We start from the raw sequence: 25,480 nt of genomic DNA, 5'->3' as shown, positions 1-25,480 counted from the left end.
TACCAGTTCTACCGACCCTGCTCTATTGTAAAGCTTTCCTTTAATTCTCGTTGTCTTCCGGTATGGCCATCGGAATTTCTTCCTCTTCCACTTCCAGAGGACGATCTAGATCCCCGTAAGTTTCTTTGAACACCGCGACATCGCGATATTTTCTCATTCCGGTTCCCGCAGGGATCATGTGACCGATAATAACGTTTTCTTTAAGTCCCGCTAAGTTATCAGTTTTACCTTTGATTGCAGCGTCAGTTAACACCTTAGTTGTTTCCTGGAAGGAAGCAGCAGAGAAGAACGACTCAGTATTCAAAGATGCTTTCGTTAAACCTAATAAGATCGGAACACACTGAGCAGGAGATCCTCCTTCAGCTACCACTCTCTTGTTTTCTTCCAAGAAAGCGAAACGATCTACTTGTTGTTGGTTAACAAAAGATGTGTCTCCGGAATCGGTAATTAAAACCTTACGCATCATTTGGCGAACAACTACTTCGATGTGCTTATCGTTGATATGCACCCCTTGTAGTCTATAAACCTCTTGAACCTCTTGAACAAGATATACTTGAAGTGCAGTAACACCTTTTACTCTCAAGATATCATGTGGATCCAAGTTTCCATCGTCCATTTGATCTCCGCGTTTTACGAAGTCTCCGTGACGAACACGTAATTGTTTTCCGATTGGAATGGTTACTTTTACTTTATCCAGCTCTTCGTTATCAGGAACGATATAGAGAACTCGTTTTTCTTTTACGATCTCTCCGTTATCTTCTATCTTTCCATCAGTTTCTGCAAGAGTGGTTGCGTCTTTAGGACGACGAGCTTCGAAAAGTTCGTCTACCCTTGGAAGACCACCGGTAATATCCCGGGTTTTTTCTGCAACGGTTGGGATTTTGAAGAGAATATCTCCCGCTTTCACTTTGTCTCCGTTTTGAACGGAGATGATCGCATCCACAGGAACCAGATATTCTTCTTTGCTTCCGCCAGAAGATACCACAATTCTTGGGATCAATTTTTCCCTACGTTGTTCGATTACTTTATAATTAACGTTAGATGTCTTAACGTCCTCGTCCCTACGAACGTTCTTACCAACTTCCAGATCCACCCACGCGGCGGTTCCTTCGATCTCAGTAACTCCGATCTCGTTGAACGGGTCGAATTCTCCTAATGCTTGGTTAGGCTCGGTAATCTGTGCTACTTTTACGTTCAGAGTGGTAGAAGTTTTTACAGGAACAACCGCTTCTTCTCCCAGAATTCTAAAGATTCCGTCTGCGATTTTAATAGTTCCTGGAGCGTCAGAAGTTACGTTCTCTCCAGAAGCAAGAGTTGCAACCAACTCTCCCTTATCCACTTTCTGTCCGTTCTCAACTCTAAGGTTGGTCAGGTCAGAAGAATTGAACTGTTGGATCAATCTTTGAACTACGATGGATCCACGACGAGAGAAGATCAAACCTCTATCATTAGTTTGTAAAGTTCTACCGTTGATCGCATTAACGACTGCGCGATATCCAACTTTGTGTTCCTTCTCTTGTACTTTTGCAGAAGCGGCACCACCAATGTGGAATGTTCTCATCGTCAACTGAGTTCCAGGTTGTCCGATGGACTGAGCCGCGATGGTTCCGACTGCTTCTCCGATTTCCGCAGGAGTCAGACGAGCCATATCCATTCCGTAACATTTAATACAGATTCCCCAACGAGCTTCACAAGTTAGAGGAGAACGAACCTTGATTTTTTCATAACCTAGGTTCTCGAGTTTCTGTCCTACTTCTCTGTTGATCAAAGAGCCTTTAGGATAAACTACACTTTCAGTAACAGGGTCGACGATGTCTTCTGCAGTATAACGTCCGAATACACGGTCGCTCAAGGAAACGATAACGTTCTCGCCTTCTTTTACGGTTCCGAGAGTGATACATTCTTCTGTTTCGCAATCATCTTCTGCAACGATAACGTCTTGAGAAATATCCACCAAACGACGAGTTAGATAACCCGCGTCCGCAGTTTTCAAAGCTGTATCCGCAAGACCCTTACGAGCACCGTGAGTTGAAATGAAAAATTCAAGAACGCTTAATCCCTCGCGGAAGTTGGAACGAATCGCAAGTTCGATGATTTCACCGGAAGGTTTCGCCATCAGACCACGCATACCAGCCAACTGACGGATCTGTTGTTTAGATCCACGAGCACCGGATGCAGCCATGATGAAGACAGGGTTATATCCACCCTTGTCTTTTTCCAATTCCTTGAACATAGAGTCAGTGATGAGGTCGTTGGTTTTAGTCCAGATCTCGATCACTTTTTTCTTACGTTCTTCGTTTGTGATAATACCTTTACGATATTCTCCGTCGGCTTTTTCGACTTCTTTGTTAGCATCGCCAACAAGAGTCACTTTACCTGGGGACACACGAATGTCTTCGATAGAGATAGTCGGGCTGAAGATAGTAGCATAACGATATCCTAATTTCTTAATATCGTCCAGCATCAGAACGGTTTGAGCCGGTCCGTATTTCTCATACACTTCTGCGATAATTCTGTTTGTCTCTTTATCGGAAAGCGCACGGTTTACGTACGGATATCCTTCAGGAAGAACTGTGTTAAAGATCAAACGGCCCGGAGTAGTCTCCAGAATTTTACCTTGGTGTAGAACTGAAATTTTAGTTCTGTATTCGATCACTCCTCTATCGATCGCGTAAGTTACCTCGTCGAGGTTCGCGAAAGATTTAAGAGGAACTCCCGCCTCAGAAGGAACTTCTGAAGTAAGATAATAAATTCCAAGTACGATATCTTGAGTTGGTCCGCAGATCGGGTGTCCGTTTGCAGGATTCAAAATATTATGAGGAGAAAGCATGAGCATCCATACTTCCAACTGAGCTTTTGGAGTCAGTGGAACGTGGATCGCCATCTGGTCACCGTCGAAGTCAGCGTTGAACGCATGACATACAAGTGGGTGAAGTTTGATTGCTTTTCCTTCTACAAGAATAGGTAAGAAAGCTTGGATCCCTAAACGGTGAAGAGTAGGAGCACGGTTTAACATAACCGGGTGCTCTTTCACTACTGTTTCAAGAACGTCAAAAACTTCTTTTTCTTCTGCTTCTACTTTTTTCTTAGCAGATTTGATGTTAGGAGCTAGGTCCAGATCCACCAAACGTTTCATTATGAAAGGTTTAAATAGCTCAAGAGCCATCTTTTTAGGAAGACCCATCTCATGGTATTTCAGTTCAGGACCAACTACGATCACGGAACGACCAGAGTAGTCCACACGCTTACCAAGTAGGTTTTGGCGGAAACGTCCTTGTTTTCCTTTCAGCATGTCTGAAATGGATTTAAGAGGTCTGTTACCTTTACCTTTTACGGTACGTTTGCGGCGGCTATTATCGAATAACGCGTCTACCGCTTCTTGGAGCATACGTTTTTCGTTACGAACGATGATCTCAGGAGCTTTTAACGCGAGAAGGCGTTTTAGACGGTTGTTTCTGTTGATAACACGACGATATAGATCGTTCAAGTCAGAAGTAGCAAAACGTCCACCTTCTAACTGAACCATTGGACGAAGTTCAGGTGGAATGACCGGAACAACATCAAGAACCATCCACTCAGGACGGTTTCCAGAATCGCGGAAAGCTTCGAGAACTTCCAGACGTTTCAGGATTCTTTTATCGGAGATCTTTTCTTTTTCTTGGATCTTTTGGCGGATGATACGTGCTTCTGCATCAACATCAATACGAGAAAGAAGTTCTTTGATCGCGTCCGCACCGATACCAGCAACAAACTTGTCGCCGTATTCGTCTAGGTATGCGTGATATTCTTCTTCGTCGATTAATTCACCGCGATTTCTTCCGGTATCAGCCGGATCGATGATCACATATTTTTCGAAATAAAGAACACTCTTGAGCTGATTGATGGTCATGTCCAAGAGAAGTCCCATTCTGGAAGGAACGGAACGATAGTACCAGATATGAGAAACTGGAGCCGCGAGTTCAATATGCCCCATACGCTCACGACGAACTTTAGAGTGAGTTACCTCAACACCACATTTGTCGCAAACCACACCCTTATAACGGATGGATTTGAATTTTCCGCAGTAACATTCCCAGTCCTTAGTAGTTCCGAAAATTTTCTCGCAGAAAAGACCGTCTCTCTCCGGCTTTAAAGTACGGTAGTTGATTGTCTCAGGCTTCTTTACTTCTCCGTAAGACCATTCTTTGATCCTTTCTGGAGACGCTAATCTGATTGTTATTGATTCAAAATCGTTATTGGATCTCATGCTACCTTACTTCCCTTAGGCGTTCTCGATCGTTTCGAACTTAATCTTCTTCTTGCTCTTGGAATATTCGTCTTCGTAGTCGGAGATATCAACGCTGTTACCTTCCGAGTCAGTGATAACGATATCCAATGCAAGTCCCCTGAGTTCCTGCACTAGTACGTTGAAGGATTCCGGAATTCCAGGTTTAATGGAATGGATTCCTTTAACGATAGCTTCGTAGATTCTTGCTCTTCCGAGCATGTCGTCAGACTTGATGGTAAGAAGTTCCTGAAGAGTATGAGATGCGCCATAGGCTTCGAGAGCCCAAACTTCCATCTCTCCCAAACGCTGACCACCGAACTGAGCCTTTCCTCCAAGTGGTTGTTGAGTAACCAAAGAGTAAGGTCCGGTAGAACGAGCGTGGATCTTGTCGTCCACCAAGTGAGCGAGTTTCAACATGTAGATGTAACCACAGAATACCTCGTTCATGAAAGGTAATCCGGTACGTCCGTCGTATAATTTGAATTTAGAGCTGAGAGGAAGATTTGCTTCTTTGCAATACTTCTCTACATCTGCTTCAGTAGCTCCGTCGAAAACTGGAGTTTCGAAATTGATCCCTAGTTTGCTTGCAGCAAGTCCGAGTTGAGTTTCGAAAATCTGTCCGAGGTTCATACGAGAAGGAACACCTAACGGATTCAGAACGATATCCATTGGAGTACCGTCTTCCATGTAAGGCATGTCTTCTTCTGCCATGATACGTGCAACGACACCTTTGTTACCGTGGCGTCCTGCCATTTTATCTCCGACCAGAAGTTTACGTTTACGAGCTACGAAAACTTTCACCATTTCTTCTACACCAGCAGGAAGTTCATCTCCCTTCTCGCGTGAGAAACGTTTGATATCAATTACAGTTCCTTCGAAACCGTTCGGCATACGAAGAGAAGAATCTCTTACTTCCTTCGCTTTTTCTCCGAAGATAGAGTGAAGAAGTTTGTATTCAGGAGTTAGATCAGTTTCTCCTTTAGGAGTCACCATACCTACCAAGATATCTCCTGGTTTCACTTCTGCACCAACACGGATCACACCAGTTTCATCTAGATCACGGAAAGCTTTGTCCGAAAGATTCGGAATATCTCTTGTGATCTGTTCTTGTCCAAGTTTGGTCTCTCTCGCTTGGATCTCGAACTCTTCAATGTGGATAGAAGAGAAAATATCGTCTTTTACAACTTTTTCGGAAATTAGGATCGCATCCTCAAAGTTGTAACCTTCCCAAGGCATGAATGCCACAAGAACGTTACGTCCAAGTGCAAGAGTTCCATTGTCTACCGCAGGACCGTCCGCAAGAACAGTTCCCTTTTGTAGAATGGTACCATTCTCATCCATTCTCTCGCCAGAAACGATTTGTCCTGCGATAGTAGTTCCTCTGCGAACTTCTTCGCCATTAGAAACGATTGGTTGGTATTGTTTATTACCAGAGATCAGATTGTATTCGCGAACGTTTCCGTTATCCGCAGTCACCTCGATTTTCTCTTTGCTGACTTTAGTAACTTTACCGTCGATCTCTGAGTGAACCACTCCAACAACTGGAGTTTGGTTGAAACAAGTACCTTGGTTGGTTTTCTTAAATTTAGTAAGATCGTAAGTGTCGGATTCTTTTCCGCCCTTGCGCTCGATTACCACCTTCTCCGCATCTACGTATGTAACCACACCTTCATGTTTAGAGATGATACAAATACGAGAATCGTAAGCGGCACGAGTTTCCATTCCAGTTCCAACGAAAGGAGCCTCTTGGCGAAGAAGAGGAACCGCCTGACGTTGCATGTTAGAACCCATGAGCGCACGGTTCGCGTCATCATGCTCTAAGAATGGGATCAGCGCTGTAGAAACGGATACCACCTGCATTGGAGCTAAGTCCATGTATTGGATCTCGTTCGGGTTGCGGAAAGGGTAATCCGATCTGTGACGAGTAGAGATAAGTTTATTTTTAAACTCTCCCTTTTCATCTACAGGAGAAGAAGATACCGCGATAGAATGATATTCTTCCTTATCTGCGGTTAGGTATTCTATGTTATTGGATACTTTGCTGTTTTTGACTACTCTGTAAGGAGTTTCCAAGAATCCGTAATCGTTCACTCTCGCATATGAAGACATGGAGAGAATGAGTCCGATGTTTGGACCTTCAGGAGTTTCAATCGGACACATACGGCCGTAGTGGCTATAGTGAACGTCACGCACTTCGAATCCTGCTCTATCTCTGGAAAGACCTCCAGGTCCTAATGCGTTCAAACGACGTTTGTGAGTGAGCTCTGCCAGAGGGTTTGTCTGATCCATAAACTGGGACAATTGGCTGGATCCGAAGAACTCATTGATAACTGCAGTGATCGGTTTAATGGAGATCAGAAGTTGTGGTGTTTGAGTTCCAACTTCTTGAACAGTCATTCTTTCTTTGATCACTCTTTCTACACGAGTGAAACCAACTTTCAATTGGTTAGCGATCAACTCACCAACAGAACGAATACGACGGTTCCCTAAGTGGTCAATATCGTCCGGATAGTAGTTCTCTGTTTCAGAGATCAAGTTGAGAAGGTAACGTACTGTCTCGATGATATCTGCAGGACGAAGAACTCTTTCGATCGCGCTTGTGAATTCTTTAGGATTATTGAATTCAAATTTGCTATTGATCTTATAACGACCAACATCACCCAAATCAAAAGATTTAGGAGAGAAGAATAGACGATTCAATTCTGCTTCTGCATTTTCGATGGTAGAAGGCTCTCCTTGTCTCATAATGCCGTGGAATTTAAGAACAGCGTCTTCGTAATCGTTGACTCCGTCTTTTTCCAAGCAGTTAACTAAAACAGGATTATCCTTGTCTTTAGGATATTCTACTAGCTCAACTTCCTTCACCTTCATCTCTTTTAAGATGGAGATATTATCTTCGTTGATCTTGGAACCAGCGTCGAGCATTACCTCTCCGGTTTCCATGTTGATCACATCCGCGATCACTCTACGTCCTATCAGACGTTTGAGTTCTTTAGTAGAAGCTCCTCCGATTTTTGCTTTGGAGGATTTGTAAAAAAGACGCAAGATCTCTTCGTTTGTTCCATGTCCTAAAGACTTAACAAGAAGAGTTGCAGGGAATTTTTTCTTACGGTCAATTTTAGCGACCAAGATTCCCTTATTGTCCATTTCGAATTCCAACCAGGATCCGCGATAAGGGATCACTCTGGCGGAGTAAGTATCTCTTTCTTCATCATAAGAGAAGAAGATACCTGGGGAACGGTGAAGCTGAGATACTACAACACGCTCAGCTCCATTGATGATAAAAGTTCCCTGCTCTGTCATTACAGGAAGATCGCCCATATAGACGACCTGCTCACGGATCTCTCCGGTCTCTTTGATAATGAGTCGAATAACTGCTTTTAAAGGAAGAGCAAAAGTAGCATCTGTGTCCTTACATTCTTGAGGAGATTTTTTAGCGTCTCCTAAAACATAGTGACTGTATTCCATCACCATGTCGTTATTCGGACTTTCGATAGGGAAGGTTTCTCTAAAAACCGCTTCTAGTCCCTGATTTTTTCTTTTAGTGGGATCCTTAACTTCTGATTGAAGAAACCAATCGAAAGACTTCTTCTGAATCTGAATCAAGTTAGGAAGGTAATCCAAATTGGTGATCTTACCGAAGTTTACCCGTTTTCTTTCTACTTGACCGTACATTCGTGTGCTCCCTGGGATGATGGAAAATTATAACTGCGCGAAAAAATGCAATAAGGCAAGGAAGTACGCTGGCCTCCTTGCCTGAGTGAAAGGATTGTAATCAGATATCGAGGAGACAAAGCCTCGGCTCCCTGATTAGACAGCCTTAAGTTCGATTTGAGCTCCGACAGCTTCTAATTTCTTTTTGATGTCGTCAGCTTCTGCTTTCGCAACGCCGTCTTTAACAGACTTTCCGCCAGCTTCTACTAGATCTTTTGCTTCTTTCAAGCCAAGACCAGTGATCTCGCGAACAACCTTGATAACTTCGATTTTTTTATCGCCGAAACCTTTCAATACAACGTTGAAAGAAGCAGGCTCATCTGCTGCCGCTGCTCCGCCACCTGCTGGTGCCGCAGCTGCTACTGCTACTGGAGCCGCTGCGGAAATTCCGAACTTCTCCTCCATTTTTTTAACTAGATCGGCTGCTTCCACAAGGGTAAGTTTGCCGAGTTGCTCTAATAACGCTTCAGTGGTAGACATTTGGTGCTCCTTTGATTCCGTTTGGTCCTTTAAACTACTTACTAAAATTGGTTCTTACTGATTGTTCTTCTCTGCGACTGCTTGGATAGCTCTTGCAAGTCCTGCGATAATTTGGTTTAGACCAGAAGCGATACTTCTTGCCGGACCATTGATACCGCCTGCGATCTGAGCCAAGAGTTGCTCTCTTGACGGAAGACCTGCGATTGCTTCCACATCTTCTGAATTCAGAACGGATCCATCTAAGTATCCCGCTTTCAGAATAAGATTTTTATTCGTCTTAGCGTATTCTTTTAGGATCTTCGCTGCGTTTGGAAGATTCGCGTCAGAGAAAATCGCCGCTAGAGGTCCTTGGTATTCGGATCCAAAGGCGATGTTCTTATCCTTATGCTTCTCGGATTCTTTAAGTGCGAGTAAGAAGAGATTGTTCTTGATCACTTTCATCTCGGATCCTTCTTTACGAAGTTTCGCGCGAAGATTTGTGATCTCTTCTACTGTGAGTCCGCTGTAGCTGGCTAGGATAAAGTCGCTACGTTTTTCTAATCTGCCTTTTAATTCGGCAACTGCTTCAATTTTTTCCTGGCTGGGCATTGTTCCTACTCCCGTCTATCCGGCCCTTAGAGGGACGTGTTGACCAGTTCCTTAACGTCTACTTTCACACCGGCACCCATAGTTGGGGAAACGGAGAAAGTTTTCAGATAATCACCCTTTGCATCCGAAGGTTTGTCTCGGAGAAGAGTTTGAACTACTGTACGAATGTTTTCTACTAGTTTGGTATGATCAAAACTGACTTTACCAACACCTAGGTGAACGACTCCGCCTTTATCTGGACGATATTCAATACGTCCTGATTTTAGTTCGCCAACTGCTTTAGCTACATCGTTAGTAACTGTTCCAGCCTTAGGCTTAGGCATTAAACCCTTACGTCCTAAGATCGGTCCCAGCTTACCTACTTCCTTCATCATATCAGGAGTAGCAACGCAAGCATCAAAGTCAGTCCAACCGCCAGCAACTTTCTCGATCAGGTCCATATCGCCCACGAATTCCGCACCTGCGTTTTTCGCGTCGTTTTGTTTGTCTCCTTTACAGAAAACAAGAACCCGAACCAGTTTACCGGTTCCGTGAGGAAGAGAAATAGTTCCCCTCACGTTTTGGAGAGATTTATAATTTACTTTCGTAGAGATTTCGATCGTTCCGTCGAACTTAGAATAAGAAGTAGCCTGAGCTAATTCTACAGCTTTATCGATCGGATAAACTTTAGTTGCGTCGACTTTCTCTTTAGCCGCGCGATATTTTTTTCCGCGTTTCATGAATTAACCCTCTACCGTAACGCCCATAGAACGACAAGTCCCAGCGATAATTTGAACAGCTGCGTCCAGATCATTCGCGTTTAAGTCTTCCATTTTGGTTTTAGCAATTTCTTCTAATTGCTTACGAGAAATCTTCCCAACCTTAGTGGTATGAGGAGTTGCGGAACCAGATTCTAATCCGATCGCTTTCTTAACAAGAAGAGCTGCCGGAGGAGACTTGGTAATGAATGTAAAACTCCTGTCGGAGAATACTGTGATTACAACCGGAAGTTTGTACCCGATTTGGGACTTACTTCTTTCGTTGAACTGCTTGCAGAACTCCATGATGTTCAATCCTGCCTGACCGAGAGCCGGTCCGACTGGAGGAGCAGGGTTGGCCTTACCGGCTTCAACCTGGAGCTTAATCTGCTTTACTACTTTTTTTGCTGCCATTGGCGAAACACCTTATTTGTTTCTCCCGGTTCTCCCACCGGTCAGGGTTCGGTTTTGACCTGTAGATAATCTAATTCCACAGGGGTAGAGCGTCCGAAAATCTCCACCTTCACTCTGAGTCTCCCTTTGTCTGGGAAGATCTCGTCTACGACTCCAGTAAAATTCGCGAAAGGGCCATCGATAATCTTCAGGCTATCTCCCACTTTAAACAACAATCTAGGAGTAACTGGCTCCTCAGATTGGAACTCTCCGGTTTCCGCGAAAAGATTTTTCACTTCGTCTACGGAAAGAGGTTCAGGTCCTCCATCTTTTGATCCTACAAAAGTAGAAACAGAAGGAAGACTTTGGATCATGAATCGAAGGTCTTCGTCCATATCCATTTCAACAAGAACATAGCCCGGCATAAGTTTCTTCTTAGTGACCTTCTTTTTGCCGTTCTTCATCTCGGCGACTTCCATGGTAGGAATACGCACTTGAGAAATCTTCTCCTCCAGCTTACGCTGTTGGATCAGCTTTTCCAGATTTTTCTGGACCTTATTCTCGTGACCGGAATAAGTCTGTAACGCATACCATTTCAAATCAGCCATCATAATCACATTTTATCCTAAGTTCTTACAGATTCCAGAATCCGGTAAGCAACTTTACAATCGCAGTATCCGAAAAGAATAGAAAGGCAGAGAAAAATAACACCGTGACTAGAACAACGATGGTGGACTGCATCACCTCTTGTCTATTCGGCCATTGAACTTTTTTAAGTTCTTCTCTACATTCTTGTACAAATGCGCCAAACTTCACTATATAAATCCTTCCTAAACTCTAAGAACCTGCGGAAAAAACTCCAGGTCTGGAGAGAATCGAACTCCCACCAAGGACTTTGGAGATCCTTGTTCTACCATTAAACTACAGACCTATTCGAACTTAGCCCTCTACCAGGCTTGAACTGGTGACCCCTTCCTTACCATGGAAGTGCTCTACCACTGAGCTAAGAGGGCATGTCTATCTACCCGCCCCCCAGAGAGGAGCTAGAAATACACAGTATTTTTACCCAGGGTCCCTGGTCAAGGTTTTAGCCAAGATTCCCAGCCTGATGGCATTATTTATGCAAGGGGGAAGGATTTTTGAATCTTCTGCGCGAAGCGCTGCTCGACTTTCCCATGATGTTGCGACTTTATGCGACATAAGTATGAAAATCATTCGGGGAGAAGGAACCGTACTTTCTAAATTTTCGCTGTTAGCGGCAATGTGGAACAACATTTCCGCCTCAGAATCAATATTCCTTCTCCAAAGTCTTGACATATGGCATTTAACACCATATATTACCAGTCATGATAGCTGTCAAAACCACATTATATATTCCAGACGAGCTGATCTCCAGTGCACAAGACTATACCGGGATCCTAGAAAAGACACGTCTCGTCCAAGAAGGATTGCGCGCACTTATTCGAGAAAAATCCGCAGAAAGAATGGCTCTCCTAGGTGGAAGCGATCCAAAAGCAGAAGGCCCTACCCGCAAAAAAATCTCTAAATGAGTGCAGTGCTCGTAGATACTTCTGTTTGGATCAATCATCTCAGAAAATCAGATCCCAAACTGGTAGAATTACTGGGCCTTGGCTTAGTTCGACGTCATCCTATGGTTGAGGGAGAACTCAGTTTGGGAAATTTTAAAAATAAGAATTCTTTTCTAACCGAATATGCCCAATTGAAAGAAGTTCCGATCGCAAACCATAAAGAGACCATGATATTTTCGGAAAGAAATTCATTGGCTGGGCTCGGAATCGGCTGGATAGACGCACATTTGCTTGCAAGTTGCGTATTAGGAAGTGCAAAATTATATTCTGCAGATCTATCTTTAGTTAAGGCTGCGGAGAAGGTTGGCATCGCGGAAATTACAGCATGAATCAGTTTGGGATCCAATCTTACACTTCTCTTTTTTTAGTCTTTTCGATCGGACTCGCGTTTTTGTTTTCCTTGGGAGAAATTTTTTCTTCTCCAAGAGGAGAAAAACAAAACTTATTAGCCTTTATCTTCTTCTTAGTAGGGATCTTTCTCACTCACGCGTTCTTGCTAACTTGCAAGATGATCATCTTCTTCCCGAGTCTGTATCTAACACATCTTCCTGTGTCTGGACTCATGGGGCCTTTTATAGAACGTTATCTTCTGCTTGCCATGGGAAGCACGCCGGAGTCCAAAAAAATATTTTATCTAAAGATGATCCCTGCTCTTGTTATATTTCTATGGATGTCTCCTTTTTATTTTTCAGGAGGCCCGGAAAAGATCGAATTACTTAAAAGCCTTCAGGAAACTGGCCTTCCATTATTTTTAAAAATCCCAGTGCTAAGCACAATGGGAGTGATGTTTGCCTTCTTGTTATCCACATTCTTCCGTTTGTTTTGGGGTTTCCGATTCTCGGTTATATACAAGGATGCGAGAATGCTTACGATCTTCGGAGTAAGCGTCTGTATTTTGATCATATTATTATATGGATCCATATCCGTAATTTTAGGATCTATCAGAGGTTTAGAAGGAGTTGGTTCTTTAGTCGGGGTCTTCTTATGCTCTTTGTATATTCTTCGCCAAGGATTTCCTGAATTTTTCTTAGAAGTTCAAAGAGTAGTAGAAGAAGAAAAAAAATACAGAGCCTCACAACTTGTTGGTCTAGACCTAGAAGATATAAAACAAAACTTAGAAAACTTATTTCAAAAGGAGAAGGTATTCTTAAGGGAAGATCTTACCCTCGGATTTTTGGCAGGAAAATTAGAGATAAGCACCCACCAACTTTCAGAATATCTGAACAATGAAATTGGAAAAAATTTCTTTCAATTATTGAATGAATACAGGGTAGAAGAGGCAAAAAAGAAAATCGAATCTGATCCTGCTGAAGTGTTATTGTCCATAGCCTACTCTTCAGGATTTGGCTCCAAATCCTCTTTTAATGAGGTTTTTCGAAAGGAAACCGGGTTTACGCCATCCGAATACAGAAATAAGATCCGCAAAAATAAGTCCAAATAGTCCGTTTCGATCCGTCTGGACGTATATTTTATTCCACTCCGATCGGGGAGGACGATTTCTTTTTGAATCCACCGTAAACTGAATACAGAGATCGGAGGAAAAATGGCAATCAACGCTTGTGATTTCGGTTGGGAATGTGTTCGGAATTTCGGACTATTCCAACTTTCAATGAACTTTATTAGATACTATCCTTTAGCAGGACTTGCATTCTTTATATTCTGGGTTTGGAAAAAAGGATACTTCGAGAAATATAGGATCCAGAAAAATTTCCCAAAATGGGAGAAGGTAGTATACGAGATCAAACAATCTGCAGTTACAATGGTAATGTTCAGTTTGGTTGCAGTAATCTCTTTCAGCCTTCAAAAATTAGGATATCTTCCGAGAGCACTTTACTTCGATATCTCCGAAAGAGGTTGGGCTTACGCGGTCCTAAGTTATATCTTGATCACAATCTGGCACGAGACTTGGTTCTATTGGGCTCATAGGTTAATGCATCACAAAAAAGTTTATACCTTTGTGCATGCAATCCATCATAAATCTGTAAACCCTTCTCCTTTAGCCGCTTATAATTTTCATTGGGCAGAAGCTTTTCTAGAAGCAATCTATGTAGTGCCATTCATTAGCCTGGTTCCGATCCATTTCGGAGTATTTATATTCCATACATTCTATGCGATGATAATGAATGTTTGGTGGCATTTAGGATATGAATTTTTCCCAAAAGGTTGGGCAAGTCATCCAATCACAAAATGGATCAATACTTCTACCCATCATAACCTTCATCACCAAAAGTTTCACGGGAATTACAGTCTCTATTTTAATTTCTGGGATAGGATTATGGGAACAAATTTCCCGAATTACGAAACCTATTTTGATGAAGTAGCAGAGAAGAAGGAAGGTTACGAGAAAAATTCAGTTGGTGCTGAGATCGGATTTGCGAAGTAGTTTTTTCTTTAAGAATCAGAATTTAAAATTTTCATAATAGCTCAAACTGGAAACCGAGGAGACTCGGTTTCCTTTTTTGTTTTAAATCCCAATCGCAAAACAAGATAAGAAGAAGATAACGCTAAAATAAATCCAAAGAAAGCTGAATACTATATGCACCGTAGTTTCCAACTTTTTACCTTTCCATAACTCGGAAGAATATCCGAAAAATTGGATTAAGGCGCGAATCCCCCAAAAGATAAATAATCCGAAAGAAATTTTTCTACCGAGCTCTGTGTGTATTAATTCTGAAGAAGATGTCACACAAAGTAATCCCATCAAAAAGACTGTTAGCACGATAAAGAATGTATGAACGTAGAACATCTGCCTATTGATTAAGCTTAGGGATGAAAGTTCTTTTTTCCATTGAAAGTATCTAGGAAAAATGACATGCACTGAGGCTAAAGAGATCAAGATAGAACCTATGATTTTATAATGTAATTCCATTCTTCTGAAGTATAAAAGTCCGGATAAATCGGGTAATCTTTTTTTCTCCAATTTGTATCAAACCTGCGTTCGCAAATGTCTCTAACCAAGAAGTTTTGGAAAAAAAATGAAAAAAGCCAATGAAATAAACCAGGAAATTCGCCGTATCCCGCAAATGTTCTGTTACTACAATTTTTCCATTAGGTTTTAAGACTCGTTTTAGTTCCAAAAAAAAGATCCCTCTTTCACGATCATTCCTGATCTCATGAGCACTCAAAATTATAAAAATACAATCAAGGGATCCATCTTCCAACGGAAAGTAAGAAGTAGAAATTTTTTTCGTACCAGGAAATGGAGGATAAACTTTTCTCGCTCTTTTTATAGAAACTTCGGTATGTAGTTTAGGATCGTAAAAATCAAAGACTATAAGTTCCGAATTTGGAAACTTATTCTTTAATAAATGACTAGTTTCGTCAAAACCAGCATGCACATTCAGGATCGTTTTTTCTGAGCCGTCGATCCAATCGTTTAACCAATTTAATTCATACAAATTGGATCTGTCATAAATATGATGAGTAACTGCTAACGTAATGAAAATTAATATGAATCCGCAAAATCCGAAAGAATAAAAGAAGTACTGAAGCTTAGGTAATAAAGCGGATATCGAAACGGACCCAAAAAGTATAAAGAAGGAAATTGCATAGTAATGCCAATTGAATCTGACAACATTCCAGACTCCTTGGTAAGTACCTCTTAAGGTTTCCAAAATTCCACCTTTCCTTTTTTCCAATAATATGGAACATTCCTGATAATAAACGAATTCGCAAGAATAGCCTCTTCTAAACCTTTCTCCTTTAAAAAAGGGATATTATATTCTAAAATTCGAATAGGTTCCGGAGTCCAATTTTGTCTGACTCCTTCTATCAATAAGACCTGACGTTTTTGGGGATCATAAGTAAAAGTAAACGGCATGGGACCGGCAAATTTTCGAGCTTCTTTCCAATCTTTAAAAGGAGAAGTTTCCGGGAGAGGAATATTCTCGCCAGAATCAGAAGTAATGATTCGAAAACCGGAAAGATCGGATCTGATTTCCACTCTGTCTTCCTGATATTTTTGGGTAATATTAGCCAATGAATAATTATAACTCGTGAATATACTTCCAAAGAATTGCATTCTCCTTTTATCCGTTTCGGATTTCAGAATATACAACCCCCTAAGTCTCCGATTGGTATTCGTAAGATATTTTACAAAAATACGATATCCGATTAGAAAAAAATCACTACCCATGAATTCAGGAAATCCTTTAGGTCTTAACTTTTTTGTCTTCACCAAAGCTACTGCAATAAACGCATAACGATCTTCGAATGTATCTAACTCTAAACATTCTGGGATCATAGAGGCAAGTTTTTCTTTAGGTAATGCAAAAGTCAGGACGGTCGAACTTTCGAAAAATGCCTGAACAGCAAAGGGATGTTTTTTCAGAAAGGAAAACATAAAAACCTTAGGGTTTATTCTTATGCGAATATAAGACAAAAATACAGAATGTAGAAGCGAACAGTATATTCGCCCTTCCCCATAAAAGTAGATCGGGAACTAAAAAGAATTCTAAAACATTCATGACCATTACGATTGTGATTTGTGCCCAAACATTAAATACAGGTCGAATCCCGCTTAATATCCAAATCGCCATTAGAATTTCCGAAACTCCAATTAGTTTGGTTAAGATCCAAGAAAATTCGGCTCCTAAAATTCTCGCTACGATTTCACGATGCCTAGGAACCAAATCCAAAACCTTACAAACGAGCCCATTCACAAACCAAACCGAAACAATTAAAAGATTCGTGACAATTTGAAAAATATTTCCGGAAGCGGATCGTTTCATTCTTTGAGTAAAATCCTTTTCGATCCTAATATCTCATTCTTATCCGGATCCGGACATTTCTTTTTGATTGGAAATTTAGAATATAATTCCGCTTCCTCCATGACCACCTCCACCGTGGCCTCCGCCTCCCCCACCATCACCTCCTGAACTACCACCGCCGCCACCTCCTCCTCCAGAAGAGCCGCCTCTCGAAGTGCTTGTTGTTCTTCCTGAAGAAGTTACCCGATGACAGTCTGATTTGCAATCATCGCAGATTACTTTGCAAATGAATCCTATCCCTAGAGAATTTTCATTGCCCGCGACCAGTAGGCATATGGAAAAGTTTTTATCGCAGTCTCCTACACAACGATCATCATTCATACAAGATCCCAAAAAAAGAAAAACAAGAACGATCAGAAATGCCGATTTCATCTTTTTGGACCGATCTCATAAGGAAGAAGTAACTCTTTGATCTGGATCGCTTCTTCTAAACTTGCTTCCGAAAATGCAGTATGCCCTTGTTTACTTTTGATATGTACATTCGCTCCATTCTTCAGAAGAAGTTTTACTATATCCAAGTTCCGATTATAAACGGCCATCATTAGAGCAGTATGACCGTCCCTAGTTTTGGCATTGATATCTGCACCGCTTCTAACTAAAAATTCTGCGATCTCCACTTCTCCTTCTCTTGCCGCGATCATCAAAGGAGTAAAATTTCTAGTAAATGGATCTCTAGTATCTACAGAATAACCTGACCTCAAACAAGTTTGTAATCCAAAAAGATCTCCTTTATAAACAAAGTCAGAAGGATAAGGATTTCCTCCTCCAACTGTGTACTGAGGAGAAATACAACTCGCTAAAAAAATCACGAAAAGAAGCAAGCCGCTCCTAACGTAAAAAGAAACAGATGTAAATTTGGAAGTGAAAATATTCATAAACATCCTCTTCAATAAGAGGACCGAGTTCGAATAAGAACGTTCCGGATTTTATAAGTTTTTGTTAGATTGGAAATATTTTATTTATAAAGAGAATCATTCAAGAGGAGGAGAATCAGGCATGAAGATGAGGATACGTCCGTCTTCCTCCATCTTTACATTAGAGAGAGACAAAGCTTTTTTATATTCTGAAAAGCAGAATTCAAACAGGGAAGATTCTTCTCTGTCTTGGAGTAAGACCCTACCCTGATGAACTTGAATCCCTCCGAAGAGTAATTTTCCGCCGGTTACATAAATATAATTTTTGGAATTTGTTTTAGGAGATGGAACCTCTTGTTCCGCAATAAACTCGATATCTAACGCGTTCTCATCCAATTTGAGTTCTTTGATCTTACCCTCTACCCCTGGGTCTGGAAAAACCGAAAACGGCTCAAAGAATACCTTGTTTCCATAAAAGACCAAACCTTTTCCTTTAGGAAAACGGACCAAATCCTCGATAGACACACCAACTGTATTTAAAAGTTCTTTTGTATAAGGATTTAATAATGCTCTGACAGATTCATTCTCAACCAAAATCTTACCGGATTCCGGATCAATCTTTACAGTAGCAATCCCGTCGAAGGATACCCAAACTACTAATTTGACCTCTCCCGAAATCTTAAGTTTCCATATACCGTTATGAAAAATAGGGCGAAGTTTTATTTTACGAAGGGTAGATTCCGGAAAAGAGAATAATCTTCCGTTAATCAGTTTTTCCAGACTCTCAAAAGAGATCTTGATATTTCCGTTTAAGATCTTGAGAGTAAAATGATCAGGTCGATCAAAAGGTAGAATTTCTCCATATTTTGGAATTGCTTCCAAAGAAAGACGATCCGCTTCTACGAAAATATCCTTCTGCCAATAAAACCGAACGTTTTTTAGAATAAGTCGAGGTCTGGCAAAATAATGAGAATCTGAGATGTTTTCTTGTTCCGGACCAGTATCAGAAAAAGGTATATCCATATTCTTTAAACCAAGCCTTCCGATCCAAAAGGAAAGAAATGCGGTTATGATCAGGGCGACCCAGTAAGTCCAAGGGAGCAAAGTTCGATTCGGTTTCATTTAGCTTTTTGCCTGAAGGCAATTGGAATTTTTTAGAAGGACTGTTGTTCTTGGCTATTCTTTTCTATATAAGAAAGATAGATCGTTGGAGGTCCAACAGATCGAAAAGAAAAATTACTTAGATTTTTTCTTGGTAGAACTTGCAGCTTTTAGGGACTTCTTCTTGGATCTGAGTTCTGCTTTATCATCAAACTTGAAAAAGAAGTCTACTGGCTTTTTATAAAGTTTTGCCAGATTCCAGAATTCGATAACGTCTATCCTTCTGTCTCCGGCCTCAATTTTTGAAATGAAAGATTGGGGTGCTTTAAGTGCCTCGGCAACATCCACTTGGGTAAGGCCTGCCTCTTCCCGAGCTTTTTTTAGCAATTTTTGGAAAATCTTATATTCTTCGGTGTAGATTGTTTTAGCCAAGCTGTCTTAATTCTACTTCCCAATTCAGAATATACCAAATCAGGATATTAAGAAGGCCCCCTTAAAATCTCCCAGATATTTATCAATTAGTTCACCTTCTTCTATTCATTTGAATTTCCTGAGAAAGGTTTCCATCTCACTCCTTAAATTTTTTACTTCGAATTCGACTTGAAGACTTTTTCTAACCGTATCCCATATATGTATGCAAGAACCGTTCAATATAGGATTACTTATCTTTCCGGATCTGACCCCACTGGATTTTGTAGGTCCTTATGAAGTATTTTCCAGAATGAAAGATTCCAAAGTTTATGTAATCGCCGAAACGAAGGAACCAATTCCATCTGAAAGAGGGCTTTTCATTCTTCCAGATAAAAGTTTAGATGAAAATATAGATTTGGATTTGATCTTAATTCCGGGTGGACTCGGAGTGAATCGACTCATGGAAAATGAGAAGATCCTGAACTGGCTGAGAGAAAAATCAAAATCCTCGAAATACGTTAGTTCTGTATGCACCGGCTCTTTAGTTTTAGCGGCCGCAGGTTTATTAAACGGATACAAAGCAACCACACATTGGCTCTCTCTGGATGTGCTAAAACTTTTTCCAGAAATTGATGTGAAAGAAGATAGAGTAATCATAGACCGAGACCGAATTACCGGAGGTGGAGTCACTGCTGGGATTGATTTTGCCCTCCAGGTTGTGGCAGAGATCCAAGGGCAAAAAGCCGCGGAAGAAATCCAACTTATGATAGAATACAATCCTAAACCTCCATTCCTAAGTGGACATCCTAGTATAGCAAATCCAGACCTTGTGTCAGAAACTATAAATTCTAAGAAAAAGGCCCAAGATCTTAGAAAAGAGATCGCCGCCAGGTCTATCCAAAGACTTTCCAAACCTTGAAACCCTTTCATGAATTTACATTTTTGTTATAATGGAAAAAATTCCGGTCAAAGCTACAATTGCACCCAACATCCATCTAGTCTGAATCGATAAAAGTTTGTGAATTTCTAATCGTAATTCCGCAATATCCGCTTTATATTCGGCTCGAAATGCGTTTAATTCTTCCGAGAGTCTCTTTTCAAATCTTTCGAAAACAAGTTCCATTACATTCTCCTTATTAGCTGCAAAAGAATCGTTGATAAAGTCCACAAATTCATCCGTTCCATTATCACCCAAAACTTCTTCTAATTTTCGCGGCATTCTGCGAAACATAGGCGTTGCCATTGTTATACTCCTTATAGAGAAGCTTGCAATACAAAACTCCCCGATATGAGGTTCAGGTCCGGAATATTGATTTCCGCGTGTACTTTTTATTAGAAAATTTCGTTCCGGAATTTATATTCCACCGAAAACTTTATAAAAATAGAATATAAAAAAAGGAGCCCGAAGGCTCCTTTCTGAAACTCAAATATGTTTCTTTATTATTTGTTCGGCTGAGGAGTGTATCTCAAGTAAGGTTTAATCTTCTTAAAACCTTTTGGGAATTTTTTCTCAGCATCTTCATCAGAAACAGAAGGAACTATGATCACATCCTCTCCGTGTTTCCAGTTTGCAGGTGTAGCAACGCTGTAATTCGCAGTCAGTTGTAAAGAATCGATCACTCGTAAAAGTTCATCGAAGTTCCTTCCAGTAGATGCAGGATAAGTCAAGGTTAGCTTCACTTTTTTATCCGGACCAATCACGAACACAGAACGAACAGTAGTGGTTTCGCTCGCATTCGGATGGATCATATCATAAAGACCTGAAACTTTTTTATCCGCGTCTGCAATGATTGGATAGTTTACAGTAGTGTTTTGGGTTTCGTTGATATCTCCGATCCAACCCTTATGAGAATCTACTGGATCCACAGATAACGCGAGAACCTTAACATTTCTCTTTTCGAATTCCGGTTTAATCTTCGCAACATAACCAAGTTCTGTAGTACAAACGGGAGTATAATCTTTCGGGTGCGAAAATAAGATCCCCCAACCTTCTCCCAAATATTTATGAAAATCTATCGGTCCTTCGGAAGTTTCTGCCTGGAAATCCGGGGCCACATCACCTAATCTAAGTGCCATAATCGATACTCCTGATTTCAGTTATGATCAATATCTCAGAATATTGCAAGAATATTATTCGCTATAACGGATTATTTATTTAAAATATAAGATTATTGCCATTAAAGCAGATTTTTCTGCATTTTTTGTATGTTTATAGGAATTTTCGGCTGGTTTTAAGACTTTCATATCTCGGCCTTCATTCAGGTAAAAGAGGGTCATACATTACCCATGCTGTATTCTCAGTTATAAATTGATCTTCCACTAAACTTCCATCTTCGAATATTTTCCTACGGATCTCGTTTCGACGAGTATAACCTCCCCATGGCTCTCCTCTAAATTGATGTTTAGATTCATAAACCTCATAGGAGAAAGCCCCTGGTAGATTAGATCTCCATTCTCCTTTTAGAAAATCACCTTCTAACCATACCTTAAGCTGGTATTCAGCCTTTGTATCGTTCCGGATCTGTAGATCTATATAATTATAAGCACATGTTGCTCCTGACCCGAATGGTAAGGTGCGTTTTGAATCAGGAAATACATCGAAACTATGCCTCCATCTTTCAATTACAGTTAAAGGAGAATGGAGAGTCAGCCAATAGATCAAGTTAGTCATTTGGCATAGACCTCCACCTGTCTTTGCGTAGAACCCTCCATTACGAAGTTGCATGCCAGGTAAAAATCCTCTGTTTGAAGTTGGTTTACCTACTAAACGCCAAAATGAAAACACCTTGCCAGGTTCTATAATCAAGCCATTCAAACAATTAGAGGCAATTTCCAAATTTTTGATTTTGTTATATTGTAAGATCATCTCTACATCTTTTAATTTTCGAAGAAGAGGAGACTCATGTTCGAAAATCAAGAAGGGAAAATTTTCTGAAGATCTATTTTTTGCAAAATTAGATCTTTGCAATATCCATAATATTCTTCTCTTTATTCTAAAATACAGGGTCCCAAAAAACATTCTGGCAGAAGAGCGAATGACTCTTTTTTTAAAATCAAATGGATCAGAATTCATTTGGAACCTTCATATTTTTTTAATATGAATTTTGGTCTCTCTCTGAAAGGATTAACCCAACTTTCAATCCTTGATAAACTTTCTTCATCTCTTTCTTGTTTTTTTATAGAATGAAAATAATCCCAATCAGTTTCGTTTACCAAAAGATAATTATCCAAAGAAATTATAGGAGCCTTAAAAATCCTTTTCCCTTTGGGATCAAAGGCTGAATCCAATTCCCTATACGAAAAATCTTTTACGATCCTATATACTTCTGAATTTTTAGGAAGTTCATTTATCGCCTTATCATCTGGTTTCCAGGATAGACAATCATACTCTTTATAAAATTTAATAAATTCGCAAAACCCATGATGAGCGATTAAAAGCCCAGGTTCAAATTTTTTCGGGAAACCTTCGACAGCCTTTCTAAAGCCTGGATAATCGTGGCTAAATTTGTTAGAGTCTGATTTTATACCCAAAAACCAAATAAAACAAATCAGTATTCCTGAAATATAGGCTTTTTGGGAGCCTCTTAAAAATAGTTCCGAAATCCAAAGTATAGACAAAAGAATTCTAAATTGTAGATCTGCAAAGGATGCCCAAGGCAAAAGCAAAGCGCCTAAAATACATATAAGAAAGACGGACTTTCTTTCTAAAATTAAGAAAAGAAAAATCAGTACCCATTCCAAAACGAATGCAATTCCATAAATCCTATGGGCATCTAATAATGGGACGTCGAAATTATTTGCAGCTTCTATCCTTCCCCCGAAAGTAAAATTGAAAATATATATACGAGCAATATAGAATAATATAACCAAAACGAATGTGATTGAGGTTATATTTAAGATTTTCCAGGAATTTTTCTGAACAATCTTATCCAGAAAGAACCCAAGCCCAAATACAATTCCAAAAATTAGAAAAACTGAATGTGCCAAAACGGAAATCCCAATAAGAAACAGTGAAAGGATTAAATATTTAGATTTTTTATAAATATTCTTATGATCCATTAAGAATCTCAGATAGAAAGAGATCCCAATACTGAAAAAACCTAAACCCCAAGCCTGTTTCGGATACAAAAACGAGATCCAAATTCCGGATAAAAAAAGGAAAAAAGGAAAATTGCCTCTATCAATCTCTTCATCCGATAAAATTGTTTTGGAAAATCGGATCGTTAAAAACCCACAAGAGATCAAAAAGAAATAAGTAAGAAATCCGAAAATGAAAAGAGATCTTTCAGACTCTCCGAAAATCCGAAAAATTAATTCAACTATACGAAATACGAAAGATAGATCAGGAGAATGTAATTGGCCTGTACTGATTAGAGATTTTGCCTGGACCCCATACCAATAGATATCCTTTCCGGGAAGATTTTCCGCAGAAAATAAAAGTAAGAAGATGCCAGGTAGTAAAAACAGTCCCAGCATCTGTAAGATACTTTTTATAAAAGATTTAGTAGTAACTACCGTAGATTTTTGTCCCCTTTATATCGAGTATTATAGTACCAGAAGAGATTGTATTGCCGTCGCAATTGCTATCTGGATGAGAATCAACTTTTGTTAATTTTAATCTGTCAGAAAAAATTTCGGTTTTAGATTCTTCTGAAATATCCTCAGAATCATAAGGACCTGTCCCAGTATTCGTGATAGTTTTATACACGCTGTATAATCTTCCAAAAATATAGATTTGGCTTTCTTCTTTCGAATTTTTTTCTAAAATCCAATTCCCGTCCATGACAACATCTGTACCTACACTTCCAGAAGAAGATCTCCAATATACGAAGCTACCGTTAGGACGTAATGTAATACTATCATCAACCATACATTCTACATTTGCCAATCGATCTCCCAAAATTTCTCCGATTGGAGTTCCTTTGGATTTTTCTATAATAGATCTTTCTTTAGCCAAAAACTGAGGATCGTTCACGGTATAACGTTCTAAATTCGGACCTAAAAGTATCATTTCACTTAGAGCAGTATCCTTCCATTTTTCTCCGGACCAAGCTGCTTCAATAGTAAATTTAAACTGTTTGCCTGATAATGGCTTAGATAAAAGAACTCTTTGGGCTCCTGCTCTATCTAAAAGGGTTACCGAACTAGATTCTTTTCCATTGGAGACTGAAAGTTTTTCCACTCTACCATTCTTTCTAAAATGCTCATCTGATCTTTGGTATCCGTTATAGATTTCTAATCCGGATAGAGTTATCTCTTTTTCTAGATCAATTTGTACATATTCTCCGAGCCCATCATCAGGTTTTCCTTCTACCCATCCGAACTCTTTCGCTCCGTCGAAAAGATTATACGCAGGATATCCTTCTTTAGGTTCAGTTACGGAACTCGCAGTCACTTTTCCATCAATTCCTATTGGGAATAACACTGTGGCTTTTTTATCATTTTTATAAAACTCGATCTCATCTAACTCGATTGATTGCGACGCGTCAGAAAGAACAGGTTCCACATATAAAGAATGTACAAGAGAACCTATTTTAAATTTTTCTCCACATTTTGCTCTTCCTTGATAGCCCGCGTTTACATATGTTCTATATTCTTGAACGCTAGCGCCAGGACATACAAATACGATGGAATCTATTTGAGTATAACCAGCTGTAACTCCTGGCCGATCCATCTTGGATTCACTGGCAAAGAAAAATGTAATTCCTTCCTTAGGTGTTTTTGAAACGAAAGGTTTCCAAGACTTTCCAGAAATAAAAACGTTTTCCGGACGATACCCTTCTTTATAAGAAGTAGCTTGTATAGTTTCTATCAATACTCCATTTTCACGATCGAATTTTTTGCCGCAGTTTACGCAAAAAATTTGTGATAGAAAGAATACGACTATGATGGCTTTAAATCTCACCGAAATGCTCCCAGAAGAAGATTCCGACAAAAGTAGACGATCAAGCCATTTAAGAAAAGTATTTTAACCTGATTCCCTGATTAAATTTTCTATATTCTGCAAACAATTTCGAAGTTCTTCTTCTGTCTGAGCATCCGTTATGTATCCTTCAGAATCTATCTTTTTGTTTACGCCGGAAATACTTAAGACACAACCATCGTTAATCTTAACTGTAAGAACATTCAATAATTGAATAAGTGCTTCTTGTGCTTTTGAGGCTCCTCCATAACCAGGAGATGCATTGATGAGTCCAACAGGCTTTCCATAAAGTTCGGCACTTGACACTATCCAATCCAAAGCATTCTTTAAAACACCTGGGATCGCAAACGCATACTCTGGACTAGAGAAAAGAATTGCATCTGCTTCTTTCAGTTCCCTTCTCCATTTCGTAATTTCTTTAGGAGGAGTGTCTGTATCTAAGTCTGGATTAAAATGTGGGATCCGATCTAATGGATCTGCGAGAGTAATTTGCAAAGAATCATTTGAGATCCTTTGGGCTGCGAGTAATAAGGCTGTGTTGGAAGAACCTTTTCTTAAACTTCCGGAGACGGCGAGTACTTTCATTTTTGTTCTAACTCGATTCTTTTTTGTATTCGGTTAGACTTGTTTGGAAGAAGAAAAGAATTCGAAAGG

The 25,480-nt window shown here is 40.1% G+C and carries 27 protein-coding genes and 2 tRNA genes; 5 read left to right on the top strand and 24 right to left on the bottom strand.

Annotation, left to right across the window (positions count from 1 at the left end; translation table 11 throughout):
- Window positions 1-40 precede the first annotated feature (40 nt).
- The 10 genes from rpoC to EHQ52_RS10795 all read right to left on the bottom strand — a co-directional run bounded on the left by rpoC (window position 41) and on the right by EHQ52_RS10795 (window position 11,192).
- Window positions 41-4,246 (bottom strand): DNA-directed RNA polymerase subunit beta', encoded by a 4,206-nt coding sequence (gene rpoC / locus EHQ52_RS10840; protein WP_135615190.1) that lies wholly within the window; start codon window positions 4,244-4,246, stop codon window positions 41-43.
- Between the two features lie 15 nt (window positions 4,247-4,261).
- A complete protein-coding gene (gene rpoB, locus EHQ52_RS10835) occupies window positions 4,262-7,942 on the bottom strand; it encodes a DNA-directed RNA polymerase subunit beta (protein WP_135615189.1) in 3,681 nt (1,226 codons plus the stop codon).
- A 135-nt stretch (window positions 7,943-8,077) separates the two neighbouring features.
- Entirely contained in the window at window positions 8,078-8,461 is a 384-nt protein-coding gene (gene rplL / locus EHQ52_RS10830; protein WP_086448169.1) for a 50S ribosomal protein L7/L12, read from the bottom strand.
- A 54-nt stretch (window positions 8,462-8,515) separates the two neighbouring features.
- Window positions 8,516-9,049 carry a 50S ribosomal protein L10 gene (rplJ, locus tag EHQ52_RS10825; protein ID WP_135615188.1) on the bottom strand — a complete coding sequence of 178 codons (534 nt, stop codon included), beginning with the start codon at window positions 9,047-9,049 and terminating at the stop codon, window positions 8,516-8,518.
- Window positions 9,050-9,075: 26 nt separating this feature from the next.
- Window positions 9,076-9,768, bottom strand: a complete 693-nt coding sequence (rplA, locus tag EHQ52_RS10820) for a 50S ribosomal protein L1 (protein ID WP_086448167.1) — start codon at window positions 9,766-9,768, stop codon at window positions 9,076-9,078.
- Window positions 9,769-9,771: 3 nt separating this feature from the next.
- Window positions 9,772-10,200 carry a 50S ribosomal protein L11 gene (gene rplK / locus EHQ52_RS10815; protein WP_100709196.1) on the bottom strand — a complete coding sequence of 143 codons (429 nt, stop codon included), beginning with the start codon at window positions 10,198-10,200 and terminating at the stop codon, window positions 9,772-9,774.
- A gap of 41 nt (window positions 10,201-10,241) precedes the next feature.
- Window positions 10,242-10,787, bottom strand: a complete 546-nt coding sequence (gene nusG / locus EHQ52_RS10810) for a transcription termination/antitermination protein NusG (RefSeq protein WP_020770487.1) — start codon at window positions 10,785-10,787, stop codon at window positions 10,242-10,244.
- 25 nt (window positions 10,788-10,812) lie between these two features.
- Window positions 10,813-10,995 carry a preprotein translocase subunit SecE gene (gene secE, locus EHQ52_RS10805; RefSeq protein ID WP_086448612.1) on the bottom strand — a complete coding sequence of 61 codons (183 nt, stop codon included), beginning with the start codon at window positions 10,993-10,995 and terminating at the stop codon, window positions 10,813-10,815.
- A 44-nt stretch (window positions 10,996-11,039) separates the two neighbouring features.
- A tRNA-Trp gene (locus EHQ52_RS10800) sits at window positions 11,040-11,110 on the bottom strand.
- Between the two features lie 10 nt (window positions 11,111-11,120).
- Window positions 11,121-11,192: transfer RNA gene (locus tag EHQ52_RS10795), tRNA-Thr, on the bottom strand.
- 333 nt (window positions 11,193-11,525) lie between these two features.
- Between EHQ52_RS10795 and EHQ52_RS10790 the strand changes: the two genes are divergently transcribed.
- The 4 genes from EHQ52_RS10790 (at window position 11,526) to EHQ52_RS10775 (ending at window position 14,151) form a co-directional block, all read left to right on the top strand.
- Window positions 11,526-11,729 (top strand): type II toxin-antitoxin system VapB family antitoxin, encoded by a 204-nt coding sequence (locus EHQ52_RS10790; protein WP_100705593.1) that lies wholly within the window; start codon window positions 11,526-11,528, stop codon window positions 11,727-11,729.
- The gene (locus tag EHQ52_RS10785; protein WP_135615186.1) at window positions 11,726-12,097 is read left to right on the top strand and encodes a twitching motility protein PilT; all 372 of its coding nucleotides are present in this window, start codon (window positions 11,726-11,728) and stop codon (window positions 12,095-12,097) included. Before EHQ52_RS10790 ends, EHQ52_RS10785 begins: the two co-directional genes overlap by 4 nt.
- The gene (locus EHQ52_RS10780) at window positions 12,094-13,209 is read left to right on the top strand and encodes a helix-turn-helix domain-containing protein (RefSeq protein ID WP_135615184.1); all 1,116 of its coding nucleotides are present in this window, start codon (window positions 12,094-12,096) and stop codon (window positions 13,207-13,209) included. The genes EHQ52_RS10785 and EHQ52_RS10780 overlap by 4 nt, the downstream gene beginning before the upstream one ends.
- A 102-nt stretch (window positions 13,210-13,311) precedes the next feature.
- Window positions 13,312-14,151, top strand: a complete 840-nt coding sequence (locus tag EHQ52_RS10775) for a sterol desaturase family protein (protein ID WP_135615183.1) — start codon at window positions 13,312-13,314, stop codon at window positions 14,149-14,151.
- A gap of 81 nt (window positions 14,152-14,232) precedes the next feature.
- Here EHQ52_RS10775 and EHQ52_RS10770 read toward each other — a convergent pair whose 3' ends face one another.
- From EHQ52_RS10770 to EHQ52_RS10735, 8 genes are all read right to left on the bottom strand, one after another.
- On the bottom strand, window positions 14,233-14,637 hold the full coding sequence (locus tag EHQ52_RS10770) for a hypothetical protein (RefSeq protein WP_135615182.1): 405 nt from the start codon (window positions 14,635-14,637) through the stop codon (window positions 14,233-14,235).
- The gene (locus EHQ52_RS10765; protein ID WP_208653474.1) at window positions 14,621-15,406 is read right to left on the bottom strand and encodes a class I SAM-dependent methyltransferase; all 786 of its coding nucleotides are present in this window, start codon (window positions 15,404-15,406) and stop codon (window positions 14,621-14,623) included. The genes EHQ52_RS10770 and EHQ52_RS10765 overlap by 17 nt, the downstream gene beginning before the upstream one ends.
- Entirely contained in the window at window positions 15,370-16,110 is a 741-nt protein-coding gene (locus tag EHQ52_RS10760; RefSeq protein ID WP_135615180.1) for a DUF2071 domain-containing protein, read from the bottom strand. The genes EHQ52_RS10765 and EHQ52_RS10760 overlap by 37 nt, the downstream gene beginning before the upstream one ends.
- A gap of 7 nt (window positions 16,111-16,117) precedes the next feature.
- Window positions 16,118-16,498 (bottom strand): DoxX-like family protein, encoded by a 381-nt coding sequence (locus EHQ52_RS10755; protein WP_135615179.1) that lies wholly within the window; start codon window positions 16,496-16,498, stop codon window positions 16,118-16,120.
- A 75-nt stretch (window positions 16,499-16,573) separates the two neighbouring features.
- Window positions 16,574-16,909, bottom strand: coding sequence for a hypothetical protein (locus tag EHQ52_RS20175; RefSeq protein WP_244244835.1), 336 nt, complete (start codon window positions 16,907-16,909; stop codon window positions 16,574-16,576).
- Window positions 16,906-17,412 carry an ankyrin repeat domain-containing protein gene (locus tag EHQ52_RS10745; protein WP_135615178.1) on the bottom strand — a complete coding sequence of 169 codons (507 nt, stop codon included), beginning with the start codon at window positions 17,410-17,412 and terminating at the stop codon, window positions 16,906-16,908. Before EHQ52_RS10745 ends, EHQ52_RS20175 begins: the two co-directional genes overlap by 4 nt.
- A gap of 96 nt (window positions 17,413-17,508) precedes the next feature.
- Window positions 17,509-18,513, bottom strand: a complete 1,005-nt coding sequence (locus tag EHQ52_RS10740; RefSeq protein ID WP_135615176.1) for a hypothetical protein — start codon at window positions 18,511-18,513, stop codon at window positions 17,509-17,511.
- Window positions 18,514-18,627: 114 nt separating this feature from the next.
- Window positions 18,628-18,924, bottom strand: a complete 297-nt coding sequence (locus tag EHQ52_RS10735; RefSeq protein ID WP_135615175.1) for a helix-turn-helix domain-containing protein — start codon at window positions 18,922-18,924, stop codon at window positions 18,628-18,630.
- A 202-nt stretch (window positions 18,925-19,126) separates the two neighbouring features.
- Between EHQ52_RS10735 and EHQ52_RS10730 the strand changes: the two genes are divergently transcribed.
- Complete coding sequence (locus EHQ52_RS10730) at window positions 19,127-19,822, top strand: DJ-1/PfpI family protein (protein ID WP_135615174.1); 696 nt, start codon at window positions 19,127-19,129, stop codon at window positions 19,820-19,822.
- 15 nt (window positions 19,823-19,837) lie between these two features.
- On the opposite strand, the gene EHQ52_RS10725 is transcribed toward EHQ52_RS10730, so the two are convergent.
- From EHQ52_RS10725 to EHQ52_RS10700, 6 genes are all read right to left on the bottom strand, one after another.
- A complete protein-coding gene (locus EHQ52_RS10725) occupies window positions 19,838-20,146 on the bottom strand; it encodes an LA_3696 family protein (protein ID WP_135615173.1) in 309 nt (102 codons plus the stop codon).
- A gap of 197 nt (window positions 20,147-20,343) precedes the next feature.
- Complete coding sequence (locus EHQ52_RS10720) at window positions 20,344-20,979, bottom strand: peroxiredoxin (RefSeq protein WP_135615172.1); 636 nt, start codon at window positions 20,977-20,979, stop codon at window positions 20,344-20,346.
- 178 nt (window positions 20,980-21,157) lie between these two features.
- Entirely contained in the window at window positions 21,158-21,976 is an 819-nt protein-coding gene (locus EHQ52_RS10715) for a VanW family protein (protein ID WP_135615171.1), read from the bottom strand.
- Window positions 21,973-23,379 (bottom strand): hypothetical protein, encoded by a 1,407-nt coding sequence (locus tag EHQ52_RS10710; protein ID WP_135615170.1) that lies wholly within the window; start codon window positions 23,377-23,379, stop codon window positions 21,973-21,975. Before EHQ52_RS10710 ends, EHQ52_RS10715 begins: the two co-directional genes overlap by 4 nt.
- 25 nt (window positions 23,380-23,404) lie before the next feature.
- Window positions 23,405-24,808, bottom strand: coding sequence for a discoidin domain-containing protein (locus EHQ52_RS10705; protein WP_135615169.1), 1,404 nt, complete (start codon window positions 24,806-24,808; stop codon window positions 23,405-23,407).
- A gap of 63 nt (window positions 24,809-24,871) precedes the next feature.
- Window positions 24,872-25,411, bottom strand: a complete 540-nt coding sequence (locus tag EHQ52_RS10700) for an NADPH-dependent FMN reductase (RefSeq protein ID WP_135615168.1) — start codon at window positions 25,409-25,411, stop codon at window positions 24,872-24,874.
- Between the last annotated feature and the right edge of the window lie 69 nt (window positions 25,412-25,480).

Origin of the sequence: Leptospira koniambonensis, from assembly GCF_004769555.1 — a bacterium.
GTDB classification, from domain to species: Bacteria; Spirochaetota; Leptospiria; order Leptospirales; family Leptospiraceae; genus Leptospira_B; species Leptospira_B koniambonensis.
Note: the sequence above shows the minus strand (reverse complement) of the source record. Positions and strands in the feature narration are given on the sequence as shown.

Excerpts from the sequence above, each read along its gene's own strand:
- nusG (WP_020770487.1), bottom strand. The coding sequence starts at position 10,787 with ATGGCTGATTTGAAATGGTATGCGTTACAGACTTATTCCGGTCACGAG.
- rplA (WP_086448167.1), bottom strand. The coding sequence starts at position 9,768 with ATGAAACGCGGAAAAAAATATCGCGCGGCTAAAGAGAAAGTCGACGCA.
- rplL (WP_086448169.1), bottom strand. The coding sequence starts at position 8,461 with ATGTCTACCACTGAAGCGTTATTAGAGCAACTCGGCAAACTTACCCTT.
- EHQ52_RS10725 (WP_135615173.1), bottom strand. The coding sequence starts at position 20,146 with ATGGCAACGCCTATGTTTCGCAGAATGCCGCGAAAATTAGAAGAAGTT.
- EHQ52_RS10745 (WP_135615178.1), bottom strand. The coding sequence starts at position 17,412 with ATGAATATTTTCACTTCCAAATTTACATCTGTTTCTTTTTACGTTAGG.
- EHQ52_RS20175 (WP_244244835.1), bottom strand. The coding sequence starts at position 16,909 with ATGAAATCGGCATTTCTGATCGTTCTTGTTTTTCTTTTTTTGGGATCT.
- EHQ52_RS10715 (WP_135615171.1), bottom strand. The coding sequence starts at position 21,976 with ATGAATTCTGATCCATTTGATTTTAAAAAAAGAGTCATTCGCTCTTCT.
- rpoB (WP_135615189.1), bottom strand. The coding sequence starts at position 7,942 with ATGTACGGTCAAGTAGAAAGAAAACGGGTAAACTTCGGTAAGATCACC.
- EHQ52_RS10780 (WP_135615184.1), top strand. The coding sequence starts at position 12,094 with ATGAATCAGTTTGGGATCCAATCTTACACTTCTCTTTTTTTAGTCTTT.
- EHQ52_RS10700 (WP_135615168.1), bottom strand. The coding sequence starts at position 25,411 with ATGAAAGTACTCGCCGTCTCCGGAAGTTTAAGAAAAGGTTCTTCCAAC.
- EHQ52_RS10740 (WP_135615176.1), bottom strand. The coding sequence starts at position 18,513 with ATGAAACCGAATCGAACTTTGCTCCCTTGGACTTACTGGGTCGCCCTG.
- EHQ52_RS10775 (WP_135615183.1), top strand. The coding sequence starts at position 13,312 with ATGGCAATCAACGCTTGTGATTTCGGTTGGGAATGTGTTCGGAATTTC.
- rplJ (WP_135615188.1), bottom strand. The coding sequence starts at position 9,049 with ATGCCCAGCCAGGAAAAAATTGAAGCAGTTGCCGAATTAAAAGGCAGA.
- EHQ52_RS10710 (WP_135615170.1), bottom strand. The coding sequence starts at position 23,379 with ATGCTGGGACTGTTTTTACTACCTGGCATCTTCTTACTTTTATTTTCT.
- EHQ52_RS10770 (WP_135615182.1), bottom strand. The coding sequence starts at position 14,637 with ATGGAATTACATTATAAAATCATAGGTTCTATCTTGATCTCTTTAGCC.
- EHQ52_RS10785 (WP_135615186.1), top strand. The coding sequence starts at position 11,726 with ATGAGTGCAGTGCTCGTAGATACTTCTGTTTGGATCAATCATCTCAGA.
- EHQ52_RS10730 (WP_135615174.1), top strand. The coding sequence starts at position 19,127 with ATGCAAGAACCGTTCAATATAGGATTACTTATCTTTCCGGATCTGACC.
- EHQ52_RS10790 (WP_100705593.1), top strand. The coding sequence starts at position 11,526 with ATGATAGCTGTCAAAACCACATTATATATTCCAGACGAGCTGATCTCC.
- rplK (WP_100709196.1), bottom strand. The coding sequence starts at position 10,200 with ATGGCAGCAAAAAAAGTAGTAAAGCAGATTAAGCTCCAGGTTGAAGCC.
- EHQ52_RS10760 (WP_135615180.1), bottom strand. The coding sequence starts at position 16,110 with ATGTTTTCCTTTCTGAAAAAACATCCCTTTGCTGTTCAGGCATTTTTC.
- rpoC (WP_135615190.1), bottom strand. The coding sequence starts at position 4,246 with ATGAGATCCAATAACGATTTTGAATCAATAACAATCAGATTAGCGTCT.
- EHQ52_RS10755 (WP_135615179.1), bottom strand. The coding sequence starts at position 16,498 with ATGAAACGATCCGCTTCCGGAAATATTTTTCAAATTGTCACGAATCTT.
- EHQ52_RS10720 (WP_135615172.1), bottom strand. The coding sequence starts at position 20,979 with ATGGCACTTAGATTAGGTGATGTGGCCCCGGATTTCCAGGCAGAAACT.